General features: G+C 35.9%; 16 protein-coding genes and 1 other RNA gene. 5 read left to right on the top strand and 12 right to left on the bottom strand.

All coding sequences use genetic code 11. From position 1 onward, the window contains the following. The 3 genes from C8N46_RS04570 (at position 1) to C8N46_RS04560 (ending at position 2,165) form a co-directional block, all read left to right on the top strand. Positions 1 to 1,044 carry an LIC11966 family surface protein gene (locus C8N46_RS04570; protein ID WP_108113699.1) on the top strand — a complete coding sequence of 348 codons (1,044 nt, stop codon included), beginning with the start codon at positions 1 to 3 and terminating at the stop codon, positions 1,042 to 1,044. A 43-nt stretch (positions 1,045 to 1,087) separates the two neighbouring features. Then, positions 1,088 to 1,798 carry a YebC/PmpR family DNA-binding transcriptional regulator gene (locus C8N46_RS04565; protein ID WP_108113698.1) on the top strand — a complete coding sequence of 237 codons (711 nt, stop codon included), beginning with the start codon at positions 1,088 to 1,090 and terminating at the stop codon, positions 1,796 to 1,798. A gap of 178 nt (positions 1,799 to 1,976) precedes the next feature. After that, a complete protein-coding gene (locus C8N46_RS04560) occupies positions 1,977 to 2,165 on the top strand; it encodes a hypothetical protein (protein ID WP_108113697.1) in 189 nt (62 codons plus the stop codon). Between the two features lie 507 nt (positions 2,166 to 2,672). Here the strand turns inward: C8N46_RS04560 and rnpB are convergent. Beyond that, an RNA gene (gene rnpB / locus C8N46_RS04555) (RNase P RNA component class A) lies at positions 2,673 to 2,978 on the bottom strand. Positions 2,979 to 3,145: 167 nt separating this feature from the next. Between rnpB and C8N46_RS04550 the strand changes: the two genes are divergently transcribed. Beyond that, positions 3,146 to 4,924, top strand: a complete 1,779-nt coding sequence (locus tag C8N46_RS04550) for a DNA polymerase III subunit gamma/tau (protein WP_108113696.1) — start codon at positions 3,146 to 3,148, stop codon at positions 4,922 to 4,924. Positions 4,925 to 4,932: 8 nt separating this feature from the next. Next, positions 4,933 to 5,514 carry a tRNA-(ms[2]io[6]A)-hydroxylase gene (gene miaE, locus C8N46_RS04545; RefSeq protein ID WP_108114120.1) on the top strand — a complete coding sequence of 194 codons (582 nt, stop codon included), beginning with the start codon at positions 4,933 to 4,935 and terminating at the stop codon, positions 5,512 to 5,514. A gap of 417 nt (positions 5,515 to 5,931) precedes the next feature. Here miaE and C8N46_RS04540 read toward each other — a convergent pair whose 3' ends face one another. The 11 genes from C8N46_RS04540 to C8N46_RS04495 all read right to left on the bottom strand — a co-directional run bounded on the left by C8N46_RS04540 (position 5,932) and on the right by C8N46_RS04495 (position 16,004). Next, on the bottom strand, positions 5,932 to 6,534 hold the full coding sequence (locus tag C8N46_RS04540; protein ID WP_108113695.1) for a porin family protein: 603 nt from the start codon (positions 6,532 to 6,534) through the stop codon (positions 5,932 to 5,934). A 39-nt stretch (positions 6,535 to 6,573) separates the two neighbouring features. Next, positions 6,574 to 7,500 (bottom strand): Ppx/GppA phosphatase family protein, encoded by a 927-nt coding sequence (locus tag C8N46_RS04535; protein WP_108113694.1) that lies wholly within the window; start codon positions 7,498 to 7,500, stop codon positions 6,574 to 6,576. A 15-nt stretch (positions 7,501 to 7,515) separates the two neighbouring features. Further along, complete coding sequence (gene ppk1 / locus C8N46_RS04530) at positions 7,516 to 9,618, bottom strand: polyphosphate kinase 1 (RefSeq protein WP_108113693.1); 2,103 nt, start codon at positions 9,616 to 9,618, stop codon at positions 7,516 to 7,518. After that, positions 9,619 to 10,104 (bottom strand): SixA phosphatase family protein, encoded by a 486-nt coding sequence (locus C8N46_RS04525; RefSeq protein ID WP_108113692.1) that lies wholly within the window; start codon positions 10,102 to 10,104, stop codon positions 9,619 to 9,621. A gap of 17 nt (positions 10,105 to 10,121) precedes the next feature. Continuing rightward, positions 10,122 to 10,769 carry a pyridoxamine 5'-phosphate oxidase gene (pdxH, locus tag C8N46_RS04520; protein ID WP_108113691.1) on the bottom strand — a complete coding sequence of 216 codons (648 nt, stop codon included), beginning with the start codon at positions 10,767 to 10,769 and terminating at the stop codon, positions 10,122 to 10,124. 183 nt (positions 10,770 to 10,952) lie between these two features. Further along, positions 10,953 to 11,105: a hypothetical protein gene (locus C8N46_RS20345; RefSeq protein WP_158269078.1), complete on the bottom strand. Its 153-nt coding sequence runs from the start codon at positions 11,103 to 11,105 to the stop codon at positions 10,953 to 10,955. 151 nt (positions 11,106 to 11,256) lie between these two features. Continuing rightward, positions 11,257 to 11,415 (bottom strand): TIGR04149 family rSAM-modified RiPP, encoded by a 159-nt coding sequence (locus C8N46_RS04515; RefSeq protein ID WP_108113690.1) that lies wholly within the window; start codon positions 11,413 to 11,415, stop codon positions 11,257 to 11,259. Positions 11,416 to 11,630: 215 nt separating this feature from the next. Beyond that, positions 11,631 to 13,310, bottom strand: a complete 1,680-nt coding sequence (locus tag C8N46_RS04510; protein WP_108113689.1) for a tetratricopeptide repeat protein — start codon at positions 13,308 to 13,310, stop codon at positions 11,631 to 11,633. A gap of 24 nt (positions 13,311 to 13,334) precedes the next feature. Continuing rightward, a complete protein-coding gene (locus C8N46_RS04505; RefSeq protein WP_108113688.1) occupies positions 13,335 to 14,243 on the bottom strand; it encodes a ribonuclease Z in 909 nt (302 codons plus the stop codon). Between the two features lie 28 nt (positions 14,244 to 14,271). After that, positions 14,272 to 14,604: a ribonuclease Z gene (locus C8N46_RS04500; protein ID WP_108113687.1), complete on the bottom strand. Its 333-nt coding sequence runs from the start codon at positions 14,602 to 14,604 to the stop codon at positions 14,272 to 14,274. A gap of 470 nt (positions 14,605 to 15,074) precedes the next feature. Further along, the gene (locus C8N46_RS04495) at positions 15,075 to 16,004 is read right to left on the bottom strand and encodes an aspartate carbamoyltransferase catalytic subunit (RefSeq protein WP_108113686.1); all 930 of its coding nucleotides are present in this window, start codon (positions 16,002 to 16,004) and stop codon (positions 15,075 to 15,077) included.

The following is a 16,004-nucleotide window of genomic DNA, read 5'->3' as shown; positions in this document are numbered from 1 at the left end:
ATGAAATTATCTTACTTTAAAACACTTTTCGTACTGATTTGTGTGTGTACGCTACAAACAACGACTGCGCAAACTTTTAAAACGCCAAACGCCTATTTGACCTTTATCGGGAAAGAAAACACGAAGATTAGCAAAAGCATGTGGAAATACACCAAATCGGTGGCGCACAGCAAAAGTGCTCGCAGAATTGAAGGTGACCGAAAACGCTTGATTAAATCAGTAGAGCGCGCTATGATTACTATAAAAAAGGCCAAACCGTTTGAAGGTGAAGATGCCTACAAAGCACAAGTGTTGGACTATATGGAGTTGCGCATGAATATTTTAAAAAATGATTATGCCAAAATTGTAGATATGAAAGAAGTTGCGGAGCAATCGTACGACTTTATGGAAGCCTATATTTTGGCGCAAAAAAAAGTAGACGAGCGCATGCAACAAGCGCAAGAATCGTACGAAAAAGCATTGGAAGCGTATGCAGCTAGGAATAATATTCAATTAATAGAATCAGAAACAGAATTGGGGAAAAAGATGAAAATCTCTAACAAAGTTTTTGATCATCGAAACGATGTGTATTTGGTATTTTTTAAAAGCAATATTCAAGAAACGTTTCTGCTCAATGGTTTGTCAAAAGGAGACATCAGCGCAATGCAGCAAAATTTGAATGCGTTGCAAAATTTTGCCAAAGAAGGCATGCAAGATTTGGACACGGTTGCTATCTATAAAGAAGATGCTTCTCTTATAAAAGCTACAAAAAAAGCATTGGAATTTTACTTAGAAGAAACCCAAAACGAAATGCCAAAATTACTGGAATTCTTCTTGTTGAATGAAAAATTTACAGCCATCAAAGAAGCGATTGACAAGAAAAAACCAAAAAATCGTACCCAAAAAGATATTGACCAATACAACAAAATGGTCAACGATTACAATACAGCAGTGAATGATTTTAACAAAACCAACGAAGAGCTCAATAAAAAACGTACGAAAATCATCAATCAATGGAATGAAGCTTCGTCAAAATTTTTAAGCCGACATATTCCAAAAGAGTAAGACAACATATATATTTGTAAAAATTTAAAAAAAGACACGCATAATGGGAAGAGCATTTGAATTTAGAAAAGCACGAAAAATGAAACGTTGGTCTGCAATGGCAAAAACCTTTACCCGAATTGGGAAGGATATTGTAATGGCAGTAAAAGAAGGTGGTCCTAGTCCTGAAACCAATTCTAGGTTGCGTGCGGTAATTCAGAATGCGAAAGCTGCCAACATGCCAAAAGACAATATTGAGCGTGCCATAAAGAAAGCGTCTGATAAGAATACGGAAAACTATAAAGAAGTATTATTTGAAGGATACGGTCCGCACGGAATTGCAATTTTGGTAGAAACGGCAACGGATAACAACAACCGCACGGTAGCCAATGTTCGTAGTTATTTCAATAAATGTGACGGAAGTCTGGGAACATCAGGTTCGGTAGAATTTATGTTTGATCATACGTGTAACTTCCGAATTCCTGCCGAGGGACAAGATGTAGAAGAACTCGAATTGGAATTTATCGATTTTGGTGTGGAAGAAGTCTTTGTGGATGATGACGGCATTTTATTATACGCGCCATTTGAAAGTTACGGAGCTATTCAGAAAGAATTGGAAAGTCGTGAAATTGAAATATTATCCTCTGGCTTTGAGCGCATTCCACAAGTCACTAAAACATTGGATGAAGAACAAACTGCTGATATTGAAAAGCTATTAGAGAAACTAGAAGAAGATGACGATGTCCAAAATGTGTATCACACCATGGCAGAGTAATCGCTTGAAAAAATATACTAAAAAACCACGCTTTACGGCGTGGTTTTTTTGTTGAAAAAATAATTGTCTTATAAATTATTAAAAATCTTCCACATTACTATAGCACAACTACGGATTCACCGTAAGCAATTGATACTTAGTTTATTTACATTTACCTATTAACCAAAAACTTATAATCATGTTAAAAAACATTCTTAAACTCCAAGGAACGAAAGAGTTAGCAAAATCTGCACAAAAAAATATCTTAGGAGGAAGAAAAGCTCCTAAAAGATGTTCATCACAATCAGATTGTACTATTGACCAAATATGTCAAAACGGAACTTGTTTTGATTGTTATGATCCAAGAACAGGATATTGGTTTTGTTAAAATAAAAAATACGGTTTTACCTTACAAAACTTATCAGTTTTTTATGTTTGATTAAGGAAAATCGAAGTACTTTTACATCATTAATATAAGTTAGTTTATTTAAATTTTATGAACTTAAAATTTAAATGTTAGTACATAAAAGTATTTTAAGGAGAGAAATCGTCAAGAATTTGTATCATTTTTTCATATGTGAATTATTAAGTTAATACTAAGTTTTCTTCAAATTTAATCGAGACATTTCTCTCTTTTTTTATAAATTAAAAAAGGTATTTCAACCAAAAAATCCATCCAAAAATACTTCTTGCTTTACCAAGAAAGATTCTTTCAAGTGAAAGAATAAATTCAATTTGTAATCCACGCTTTGCGCTTTTCTTGATTGGAGTTCAAAAAAATATGTGCTTTTTTAGCTCAATTTTGTTTCTATTAAGAAGATTCTTTCCTGCAAAGGAATAAATTCAACTTACAACATTTAATATGTTCTTTGAACTTTTAAAAGTTGAGTTTCATTTAAAAAGCAGGCCATAAGCCGAATTCTGTCGAGCCTTATCATTTATCTAAAATTACTGTTACCAGCAATCTTTAACTGCCTACCCTTGAGCATCGAACGTGCCGCTCTCAAACGCTCATATACATGGCATTGCACCTTGTAGAGTTTACCTGATTTCACTACAGCATTACCTGTACATACTTTCTGTTGCACTGGTCCTCGCCTCACGACGGACGGATGTTATCCGCTACAATGCACTATGGTGTTCGGACTTTCCTCCTTGTCCCAAACTTGATTTGGCACACGGCGATAAGGTAGCCTGCTTGCCGCAAAAGTACTGTTTTGTTTGCATATAAAGCGCATGTTGTTTAAAATATCTTTGCTTTGAAACGTCTCAAAAAACTGTTGATAAAAAGAGACAACTATCTATGGTTTTCCTGTGTTTGATTAGATATGTATTGTTATATTTGTCACGTAAGATTACCCGAATTCTATGGAACATTTCATTGTATCAGCTCGTAAGTACAGACCGCAAACATTCAAAGATGTTGTCGGTCAACAAGCGATTACGAATACCTTAGAAAATGCCATACAAAGTAATCATTTGGCACAAGCCTTATTATTCTGCGGACCGCGAGGTGTTGGAAAAACTACCTGTGCGCGAATTCTAGCGAAAAAAATCAATCAAGATGGTACGGAGAATCCAGATGAAGATTTCGCGTTCAATATTTTTGAATTGGATGCCGCTTCTAACAACTCGGTAGACGATATCCGAAGCTTGATTGAGCAAGTGCGCATTCCGCCGCAAGTAGGAAATTATAAAGTGTACATTATTGATGAGGTACACATGTTGTCGCAAGCTGCGTTTAACGCGTTTCTGAAAACACTGGAAGAACCGCCAAAACATGCTATTTTCATTCTGGCAACGACCGAAAAGCACAAAATAATTCCAACCATTTTATCACGATGCCAAATTTTCGATTTTAAACGAATTGGCGTGAAAGATGCGAAAGAGTATTTAAAATATATCGCCGAAAGTCAAGGTGTAGAAGCGGACGATGACGCACTTCACATTATTGCACAAAAAGCCGATGGTGCCATGCGTGATGCCTTGTCTATTTTTGACCGTGTAGTCAGTTTTTCTGGAAAGCAATTGACACGACAAGCCGTAACCGAAAACTTGAATGTGCTCGACTATGAAATCTATTTCAAGGCTACGGATTTGATGTTGGAAAATAACATTCCGCAGTTATTGGTTGATTTTAACGAAACACTTTCAAAAGGTTTTGACGGACATCATTTTATTGCAGGAATCGCGTCGCATTTTAGAGATTTATTGGTTTGTAAAAATCCTTCTACTATTGAATTGTTGGAAGTTGGCGACCAAACGAAACAGAAATATTTAGAGCAATCGCAAAAAACTTCGCAACAATTTCTGATGAAAGGAATTGAACTGGCAAACGATTGTGATTTAAAATACAAAACCAGTCGCAACCAGCGATTATTGGTGGAATTATGCCTAATGCAACTTGCCTCTATCATGTATGATGGAGAAAAAAAAAATAGCGAACGGTTCATAATTCCCGCGACATTTTTTATTTCGCACCATAAAAAAACAGCGAAAACTTCAGAAGAAAAAACAACAAAGGTTCAAGAAGTGCCAAATGCACAAACGGTTGAGGAACCACAGCTACATACAAATTCAGCAGAAACCGCAACTGAGAACTCATCTACGGAAGTGGAAAAAACACCACAAAACACAGTAACGCCATCACCCCCAAAGCCAAAAATTGATATTTCTATGATGAAAAATAGAGTATCAGGCTTGTCATTGTCGAGCATCAAAGCCAAGCAAGAGCATCTGAAGAAACAGCAAAGCAGAGTTGTTCAGCAAAAGGAATTGCCAAAAGATGCGTTTACGGAAGAACGCATGCGCGAAGTGTGGAACAGTTATATAGAGAAAATCTCGAAAAAAGGAGAAAAAATCATGGCGTCGTTGCTGTCGACAGATGTTCCAACGTTAAAAAACGATACGATTATTTGTATTGAGTTGCCAAATGACACCATGCGTGTAGAGATTGAACGTGCGCAATATCCGTTGTTGGAATTTATTCGTGCGGAATTGAATAATTACGATGTGTCGCTAGATATTACCGTAAACGAATTGACGGAGAAAAAATACGCGTTTACGACACGCGATAAGTATGAAAAATTAAAAGAAATCAATCCGCTTGTAGAACAATTACGAAAGGATTTTGACTTAGAAATTTAATTGCTATGATGTTAGGACTGAAATTGCCAACCGATCCACGTTGGGTGAATATTGCCGAAAAGAATATTGAAGAAATTTTAACCGATCATGCGTTTTGTGAGCAGAAAGCAGCAAGTACTGCAATTTCGTTAATTGTAAGTTTTCCAGAATATCCAGAATTGATTGAAGCGATGATTGCGTTGGTCAAAGAAGAAATGAGCCATTTTAAAATGGTACACGACCGAATTTTAGCAAGAGGCTGGAAACTCGGACGCGACCGAAAGGATGAATATGTCATTAAACTCGTGCAATTTTTTCCAAAAGGTGGCAGCAGAACCACACAACTCGTCCACCGATTGTTATACGCCGCATTGATTGAAGCTAGAAGCTGCGAGCGTTTTAAATTGCTTTCCGAAAATATAGAAGACCAAGAATTGGCAACTTTTTATAGAAATTTGATGAAAAGTGAAGCCAATCACTACACCATGTTTTTAGGGTTTGCCCGACAATACGGAAATCGTGAAGAAGTAGATGAAAAATGGCAAGCATTGTTGGATTACGAAGCAAAAATCATGAAAGATTTGGGAACTAAAGAAACGATGCACGGCTGATTTAGACTCGCTTTGCTCTTAGATACACTTCGCTCTAGACCGCTGGCGCTTTTAGATACGCTTCGCTGTTAGACTTTTTTTGGAAACGCTGCGCGTTTTTTGAAACGTCTTTGCGAGAGTTTGTAAAACTCGCGGCAATCTCGTGCTTCAAATAGTAATGATTGTCTTTGATTAACTTACTTTTTATAAAGCATTCATAAAAAAATGCTGCATTACAACAACGAGACTACCACGTCACTTGTTCCTCGTAGTGACGAATCATAGGATTTAAAATAATGTATAAAGCGTTTTTATGAGCAAAGAGATACAAAAGAAAAGTCTAAAAGCAAAGCGGTCTAGAGCGAAGCGTGTCTAACAGCGAAGCGTTCTAAAGAAAAGTCTAAAAGCGCCAGCAGTCTAGAGCGAAGTGAGTCTAAACTACAGTCTATACGACAACCCAATTTGAATCACTGCATTTTTTCCTTCTACGTTTGGCGCTCTGTCTTCGTCAAACATGTCTGCCAAACCTAAGTTGTAACGTGCTTCAAGGACTAAATTTTCTACAAGTGTGAGTCCAAATCCGCCGTTGATTCCGAAGTCGAAATTTTTAAAACTGTCTTCAAATTCGTGAATTTTCACACCAACTTGCGGTCCGACTTGAATGTTTAAGAATTCGGTGAGTTCGTATTTTAGCATCAATGGCACTTGCAAGTAATCGGCACGCAATCCTTTTTCTTTCGCTCCTTGTGCTGAGTACAAAAATTCTGGTTGAAATCGCAATTTTCCAGCAATACTCATATCGATAAAAAATCCAGCCATAAAACCAATGCGCGAATCATTCAAACCATCTTGAATATCATCTATATTTGTACTGCTGTAATTGGAAATATTGATTCCAGCTTTAAAACCGTAACGTGTTTCGGTATCAACACTCACGTACTCTTTAGTATCAATTTCATCAGTTTTTGTTGTTTTATCGGTTTCTTGAGAAAACATAAAACTGGAACATAATACGAACGAAAGGAATATGATTTTTTTCATTTTTGGTGTTTTAGTTTTTTAAAAATACATATCACAGTATCAAACATTCAAAATATTTGTGCCTTTTTGCAGTTTTTTCGATGATTCGAAGAATAATGTCTTTATAATACCATCTGCCAATCCAATTTTCGGTACAAATATTTTTTGTGCGCCGCTCCATTTGCATGCTGAGAGATAAATTCGGGTTGCAGGAATGATAACATCGGCTCTATCAGGATTTAATCCTAATTCAGAAATACGTTGCTCATAGGTTAAGCTTTGCAAAAACTGATATTGCGCATTGAGGTAAATAAACGACAACGGTTCACCAATGGCAGTGCCCGACATTTTATGCAGTTTATTGATGTTTCCACCAGAACCGATAAGCGACAAACGTTTTAAGTCTTTCGTATTGCGTTTAATCCATTTTTCGACTTCTTTCCAATCGTCATTGGTAATCATTTCGTTGAGCAATCGTACCGTTCCGATTTGGAAAGAGCGTGATGTTTTTATTTTTCCGCTTGAGAAAATGGTCAATTCGGTACTTCCACCACCAACATCGACATAGAGATAGTCTTTTTCTTTTTCAATAACATTGTGCAAATCGGTTGACGCAATGATTTCTGCTTCGCGTTTTCCGTCAATAATTTCAATATTGATATCCGCTTTTTTCTTGATACGCTCTACCACAGCTGCTCCATTTTTTGCATCGCGCATAGCGGAAGTTGCACACGCCATATACATTTCCACACCGTGCACATCCATCAACAAACGATAAGATTTCATGGCTTTGGTCATACGATCAATATTTATTTTAGAAATTTCGCCATTCATAAAAACGTCTTGTCCCAAACGAACTGGCACTCGCACCAATGAACTTTTTTTGAATTTTGGTTCTTTATTTTCTTCTTCAATTACGTTTGCAACTAACAATCGTATAGCATTCGATCCAATATCAATAGCGCCAAATTTTCTAATTCTCAAAATGGATTCTTTTTTGTGTTAATTTGATAATTTTTCTAAATAGTAATCGTACGTAGCAAATTGTGAACGCACTTTTATGAGTTGGTTTTTTCGGTATGCATTGTCTTGTTTTTCAGAGAATACACGCGCTTTTACATTATCACTCCAACCAATATCAAAGGTGTCTAACAATTCTTTTTTGATGTCTTCATCGTATATCGGACAAGTTACTTCTACCCTTTTGTCAATATTTCGCGTCATCCAATCGGCTGATGAAATATAGATTTTCGGATCACCTTCATTTCCAAAGATAAACATTCTTGGGTGTTCTAAAAATTTGTCTACGATACTTATGGCTTCTATGTTTTCACTCATTCCTTTCACGCCAGGAATTAAACAACAAATTCCACGCACAATGAGCTGAATTTTTACACCTGCACGACTCGCATCGTACAATTTATCAATCATTTTATAATCTGATAAACTGTTGACTTTTATTTTGATATACGCTTCTTTTCCTTCTTTGGCATTTTTTATTTCTGCATTTATCAACTTGTAAAATGCATTTCGTGTGTAGTGCGGCGATACAATTAAATGCTTGTATTTTGCAACTTTGTAATTGGTTTCAAAGAAATCGAATACTTTTGAAACTTCTTTTAAAATGTTTTGGTCTGCCGTAAAAAGGGTATAATCTGTATAAATTTTTGCTGTCGATTCGTTTACATTTCCTGTACTTACAAAACCATAGCGAACAATTTTATCATTTTCGTTTCGCTCAATAACACAGGTTTTGCTATGCACTTTAAGTCCTTGTACTCCAAAAATAAGATCAACACCTTCGCTTTGTAATTGTTCGGCGTATTTTATGTTTGCCGCTTCGTCAAATCGTGCTTGTAGTTCTATTTGAACAGTTACTTTTTTACCATTTTTAACCGCATTGATTAATGAACTTGCTACGTGTGATATTTTTGCCAAACGATACACTGTAATTTTTATGTTTTCTACGCTCGGATCTAAGGCTGCTTCTCGCAAAAAGCGAACTACATAGGCAAATGTATGATAGGGTGCGAATTGCAGATAGTCTTTTTTGGCAATTTTTTCGAACAAACTTCCTTCCATATTGAGTCCTTTTATCGGCAATGGCGGATACGATTTGTAGAGCAAATCTTCACGACCTAAACTCGGAAAAGACATGTAATCTTTACGGTTGTGATAACGCCCACCAGGAATCAAACTGTCAATATCGTCAATGCCCATTTTTTGAATTAGATATTCAAACGTATCTTTTTCAATTGTTTTGTCATATACAAAACGAACAGGCTCACCACTTCTTCGTCCTTTGACACTGCTAGATATTTTTTGAATGAAACTCTTCGTTAAATCATTGTCAATGTCCAATTCTGCATCACGCGTAATTTTAATCATGTGTGCGGACAGACTTTCGTATTCAAAAATGCTGAAAATATTTCCTAACGAGTGACGAATCAAATCATCCAAAATGATGATGAATTTTTTTTCACCTTCATTTGGCAACACGATAAAACGGTCAATCATTTTTGGAATTTCAATCAGCGCGTATTTTATTTTTTTAACTTTTGGCTTGAAGAATCGCGTAACTTTTTTGGTGTTTTTGGTTTGTTCTTTTAGCACCATTCTGATTGCCAAATACGCGGCTTTGTCTTTTAAACCAGGCATTTCATCAATATCATCCAAAATGATGGTCACCAATGCAGGACTTACTTTTTCGATGAAATACTTTTCAATGTAGGCACTTTGGCTTGGCGAAACTTTTTTCTCGTTAATGATGAATATATTTTCTCTTTCGAGTTCTTTTTGCACTTCATTCAAGATGCGCAAGCTTTCCGTTTGTTGCTTGATGACAATTTTGGTGATTTGCTCTAAAAGATCTTTTGCTTTAGTGCCACCTAATACGCTTCTTCCTCCTTTTCCTGCTTGTGCAATACGTTTTACCGTTGCATAACGTACTTTGAAAAATTCGTCCAAGTTGTTGGAAAAGATTCCGATAAAGCGCAGTCGTTCTATAAGCGGTACGGTTTTATCTGCCGCTTCTTGCAATACGCGTCCGTTGAATTGAAGCCAACTTATTTCTCTGTTGATATAGTTATTTTTGGTATGCTCCATTTATTTTAAATCTTTTGGGAATACTTTTAAAAGCGTGGTTCCTTCGCTGATATTTTTCCATGAATCGGTCTCAAATTGTATCACAACTACGCCGCTTGTCGGAACATTATCAAAAAATTGACTTCCATAGGTGTTTGCCACCGCTGTAATGGCATGATTGTGTCCAAAAACCATCAAAGTAGCTACTGCATCGTCACATGATTTTACGGCGGCAACCAATCCTGAACCGCCAAAGTCGTACATATCTTCTTTGATGACAATCTTTTCAAACGGATATTCCAAACTACGCGTAAAAATAGCGCACGTATGCAAAGCTCTGTTAGCAATGCTTGAGAAAATAACTTCTGGAGTTTTTATAGCTTCCGCAATATGAGTTGCCACTAAGTGTGCATCTTTGATGCCACGTAGTTTTAAAGGTCGGTCTTTGTCATCTACAGGATATTCCCAAGATGATTTGGCGTGTCGGACAATGATGAGCGTTTTCAATGGTTGTGTGTTTTAGTTTAAGGTGCTAAGCGATCCATTTTCCATGAATAATCTGATTGCAATTGGTAGCGAATTCGGTCGTGTAACCGATTGGCTCTTCCTTGCCAGAATTCCATTTCTTTAGGTTTTACAATATATCCGCCCCAATGTGAAGGACGTGCTATGTCTTTGCCTTCGTAGGCAGTTTCTAATTCTTTTAGTTGTTGTTCTAAGTATTCGCGCGACGGAATTACGGCACTTTGATTAGATACCAATGCGCCTAATTGACTTCCGCGCGGACGCGATTCAAAATAGCCGTCTGATAGGTTTTCGGCAATTTTTTCCACGTTTCCTTTGATGATGATTTGTCGTTCCATTGCTGGCCAAAAAAACGAAATACACACTGCTGGATTTTCTGCGATTGCGTTTCCTTTTTCACTGTTGTAGTTACTGTAAAAGATGAATCCTTCGTAAGTATATTTTTTTAACAACACGACTCTACTTTTAGGAAAACCATCTAAACCAATTGTGCTTAGGGTCATGGCATTGACTTCTGCTACCGTTTCCGATTGCTCCACTTCCACAAACCAATTGCGAAACATTTCTATCGGATTTTCAACGCAGTTTTCTTCTAAGAGTTCACTTTTTTCGTAGGATTTTCGGTAATCGCTTAAATCTTGTTTCATGCGTTTGCGCTTTCTTCTTTTTTAACCATTCTCAATATGGCTAATTTACAGTTTTTCATCCGTTTTTTGAAGCAAAAGCGAGCTCATTTATACTAAGTTTTTGTGAAGTTATGCACGATATATTCACACATAAAAAAAAGAGACAACTTTCGTTATCTCTTTTTAGGTTGAAAAATGATTTTTCTATTTTTCTTGACAATGGTCAAAGCAAATTGACGGCATAAAATAGATGCTGTAACAAGCCAAACCTGATGTTCCACCTTTTACACTTGTCTTTTTTAGGTTTGAAATTGATTTTTTGTTCAATTGTAAGTTTTTGATTTGTTGTTTTTTCATGATTAAAATGTTTTTATTGATTGCCTCTTTTGTTAGGTTTTCGGCATTACCTTTTCAATCGATTGTGTATCGAATTTAGAAAAGACCATCATCAAATTCAACTCTTTATTCCTTAAATTAGATGATTTCTGACAGTAAAAACAAGCTGTTTTTATTGTAGTTGATAACAAATCGTTTGATCGTCTGGTGCTTGTGACATCGGCGCTGAAACGGGTTCTGTTCCGCCTTTGATTTCTTTTAATTCAAGCTTTTGTAAAACTGATATTGATTTCTTTGAAAGTTTGAGCTTGTTGATTTTTTGTTTTTTCATAATATAAAGTATTTAGTTCTTAATTGATTTTAAAGCTATCAATTCTAACCTGCATAACCATTCTTGACAACCTTAAATTGGATAATTTAAGGCAATATTTTAGCGTCAACTACTCGGGATAAACGCACGAAGCATTGAGTAAAAACCATTAAAATATTCCAGTGCAAGCATTGGAGCATTTTAATCTCAATTATCAAGTCAATTTGTATTTGTAGTTATGTTTGAAGATGCTTTTCGAGTTCTTTGATGTAATAGGAAGGGTTGATTCCTGTTGCTTTTTTGAAGTGTTTTGTAAAGGATTCTGGACTTTTGTAACCTACTTCCAATGCTATATGTTTGATAGCATATTTACGAAATTGATGATCTGATTTTAGTCTTTCAATCGCATAATTGATTCGCAATTCGTTGATGTATTGATAAAAGGTTTTCCCTTTGGCTTCTTTTAAAATTTTGGTAAGATAGGTAGGATTTGTTTTTGCCTTTTTTGCCAAGTTTGCCAACGAGCAATTGCTATCTAAATAATAGGCTTGCGCTTCAATTTTATGGAGTTTTTTCAATACCAATGCTACCTTTTCGTCATCAATCGTAATGGGTTTTGGCTTTGACGGTTCCGTTTCCTGCTGTTGCATGAGCTTTTCAAATGTTCTACGATTGGTTTTGGCTTTTTTTCTATAATAAATCACCAAAGAAATACTCAGCATACAAACAATACCCGCTAACATTAAAAACAGTTTGTACCGATTGCTCGTTTGGCGAATATTTGCAATGACTTTTTCACTGATTTGCAATTCGTTTTTGAGCAGTTTGGTGTTTATTTTGTTATTTTTTTTGTCGGTAACTTTTTCTGTATTGTTTCGTTCGTTTTCATAGAAACGTGATTGCTCAGCATCTCCTAAAGCGATATAACTTTTAGATAAAAAATCGTACGTATCAATCAACTGTAGAGGTTTGAATTCGATATTGCCTACTTTTTCAGATTGACTTGCCACTAAAAGCACTTCTTTTAGGTAAGTAATTGCTTGTTCGTAATTTTTTAAGCGATACTGACACGCGCCAATATAAAAGAGCGTTTCTGCCAATCGTTTTGGGTTTTTGATATTTTCTAAATAGTTTTTTGCCTTATTCAGATAAGACAAAGAAGTAGTGTAATTGTCTTTTAAATAGTATGCAATTCCGAAATCGACATGAAAATAACTGACACCGACTTCGTCTTCAATTTCCTTAGATATTTTGTATCCTTTTTGTCCATAGTGCAAGGCAGAATCGGGTTGTTGTAAGGTTAAATACGTGCCGCAAATCCCTAACAACGTTCTGGCAATGACCGTTTTTTCCATGTTCAAAGACACCGATTGCTTGTAAAATGATTTGTAATCTTCCAGCGCTTCTCGATGATTGCCAACATTTCGCTTTATTTTAGAAATGTTGATGGCAGCTTTTACCAAATCTAGTTTTTTGTTATTTAGCAGCGCATCTTCATATACACGTGAATAATATACAAGTGCTTCATCATTTTTTTCGTCAAGAACGTACGCATTTCCAATTCGAAGTAGAAACAAGTTTTTTTCAGGAACTTCTTTGTTTTTGATAAACGTCAACCCTTTTTCTAATGTGTCAATTGCTGTTTGATAATTTCCTTTTTTGGTCAACGCAATTCCTTTTTGTAAATGCGCTCTTGCAACGGTAAGACTGTCGTTTTTTGATAAAGCATAGCTTATCAATTGATCGGAATACATAATTGCTTTTTCAAAATCCTTATTGACGTTCTTTTTTATGACATCGAGTAATTCATCAACTATAATCGTTTCTGTTTTTTTTTCTTCTTGTGAACAATTACACAAAAGGCAACAGATACATAATAGAAAGACAATAAAATTGGTTTTAAAAAGGTGCATCATGATTAACTGTGATAGATTAATGAATTATTCAAACTCAAAAATTTTACCATCATCAGCCAATACTACATTTTCAAATACCGTTTCGGCTTCTTCTTTAAAAACGTCAATGCCATCATACCGTGTGGAGAAATGTCCTAAGATTAATTGCCCTGCATCCGCTTCTTTAGCAATCATGGCAGCTTGTTTTGCGGTCGTATGTTTCGTTTTTTCAGCGAGATTTTCATGTTTGTCTAAAAAAGTAGCTTCGTGATATAAAACAGTAACATTTTTGATTTGCGAAACGATTTTCGGAAAGTACACAGTATCACTACAAAACGCATAACTTTTCGGTTTTGGCGGATCAAACGTGAGTGTTGAATTTGGAATAACTTCACCAGAATCTAAGGTTATATCTTTTCCTTTTTTGATGTTTTGATAGTAACATTTTTCTATTTCGTAGTTCAATACCGCATTGATATTGAGTTTGCGTTCTTTTTCTTTTTCTTTAAACAGAAAACCATTCGCATACACACGATGATTTAGCGGAATGGTTGTTACTGTAACTTTTTCATCTTCAAAAAGTACTTCAGGCGCGTCGCTTTCCAATTCGTGAAAACACAATTGATAACTCGTCCACGATTTGGTGAGTTTGAGTTGTAATAAGGTGAGTTCTTTTAAGCCTTTTGGGCCATAAATGTGTAAGTCTGCACTTCTGCCTAGCAGCATAAATGTAGAAATCAATCCTATCAAACCATAGAAATGATCGCCGTGCAGATGTGAGATAAAAATATGTTTGATACGTGCAAATTTCACTTTGCTTCGCCGAAGTTGTACTTGTGTTCCTTCGCCGCAATCTATTAAAAAGATATGATTTCTGATTTCTAATATTTGTGCAGTCGGATTGGTATATTTTGTAGGTGTAGCGGCATAGCAGCCCAGTATGGTTAATTTCACTCGTATTTGTTTTTTTATGTGCTGGAAGTTAGAATCCTAAATCGCGTTCTATTTCTTCCATTTCAATGATGTCAAATGCTTCTTGCAACGTTGGCACTGTCATAATCGCTTCTGGCAAATCGTCAGTACTAATTTTATTAGTTACAATGACAAATGAATGTTTGGATGCGCGATGTTTTTTAGAAAGTTGTAAAAATTCTACCAAATCGCTTTTGGTTACGTTTCCAAACGAAAATAAATTTACAATAATATTATCATTTTTGATTTCGTGATAACGCGCTTCAATCTTTTGTACCAGCGCAATGATGTTTGACGATTCTTGAGTAATGATCGAAATATTTTCTTGCTTATCTAAAATCATAGGTTCAAAGTTTAGAGGGTTTTTAGTTTTTTGAGACTACATTTTAAAATGTACATAACAAGTTACAAAATTTAAGTACGTCTACGAAGTTTTACTTCGTGTTTTTTAAACAACAAATTCTTGTACAATCTGCGGTGACACAAGTGGTCGCCATATATAAATTACGATATATATTTCTTTTTCTGAACATTAGGTTTGTCTAAATTCATCATTCACTAATACATCACGATATGAAAAAAAGAAGTTTGAAAAATTTGAATTTGAACAAGAAAGTTGTTTCAAAATTTACACACCGAGAGTTGACAGGCGGAAAAGCAACCAGCGTTTCATCGGTTGTTTGTTACTTAACTACTTGTACGGACTTGCCAACTGTAAATGATAGTTGCTTTAGTGTGTGCAATAATATATGTAACGATTTTTAAAAAAACGGAATCAACGGAAGGAAGTGTTGCTTGCTTCTGTTGATTTTTTTACTGTTTAATTTTTGCCGCAAGTAGATAAATCACCGCCATTCTGATAGCGACACCATTTTCTACCTGATTGAGAATGATAGATTGTTTGGAATCTGCCACATCACTTGTAATTTCCACACCACGATTGATAGGTCCTGGATGCATAATTACAATTTCTTTGCTGAGCGAATCTAGTAACGCTTTATTAACTCCGAATAGCTGAGTATATTCTCGCGTAGACGGAAAATAACTAATGTCTAATCGCTCATTTTGAACACGTAACATATTGGCAACATCGCACCATTCGAGCGCTTTTCGCAAGTTGGTTTCTACGCCAACGCCTAGACTTTCTATGTAGGTTGGCAACAAGGTTTTTGGACCGCAGACTTTTACATTGGCACCTTGCAGTTTGAGCGCAAAAATATTGGAGAGCGCTACTCTACTGTGCAAAATATCACCTACAATGACTACATTTTTTCCTGCTACATCACCCAATTTTTCACGAATCGAATACGAGTCTAACAGTGCTTGCGTAGGATGCTCGTGCGCGCCATCGCCAGCGTTTACAATGCTTGCGTTGACATGTTTGGAAAGAAAAACGCCCGCGCCAGGATTTGGATGTCGCATCACAACCATGTCTACTTTCATCGACAAGATATTATTTACGGTATCAATCAGCGTTTCACCTTTTTTTACAGATGATTGCGATGCTGAAAAGTTGATAACGTCTGCCGACAACCGCTTTTCTGCCAATTCAAACGATAGTTTGGTACGTGTACTATTTTCAAAAAATAAATTCGCAATTGTGATATCGCGTAAAGAAGGTACTTTTTTTATCGGGCGATTGATAACTTCTTTGAATTGATCGGCCGTTTCAAAAATGAGTTGTATATCTTTTTCGTTTAGATATTTGATTCCTAGCAAGTGGTTGACACTTAATTCACTCAT

It is taken from the genome of Kordia periserrulae (genome assembly GCF_003054265.1).
Taxonomy (GTDB): domain Bacteria; phylum Bacteroidota; class Bacteroidia; order Flavobacteriales; family Flavobacteriaceae; genus Kordia; species Kordia periserrulae.
The sequence above is the reverse complement of the archived record's forward strand: the minus strand, read 5'-3'. Positions and strand labels throughout refer to the sequence as shown.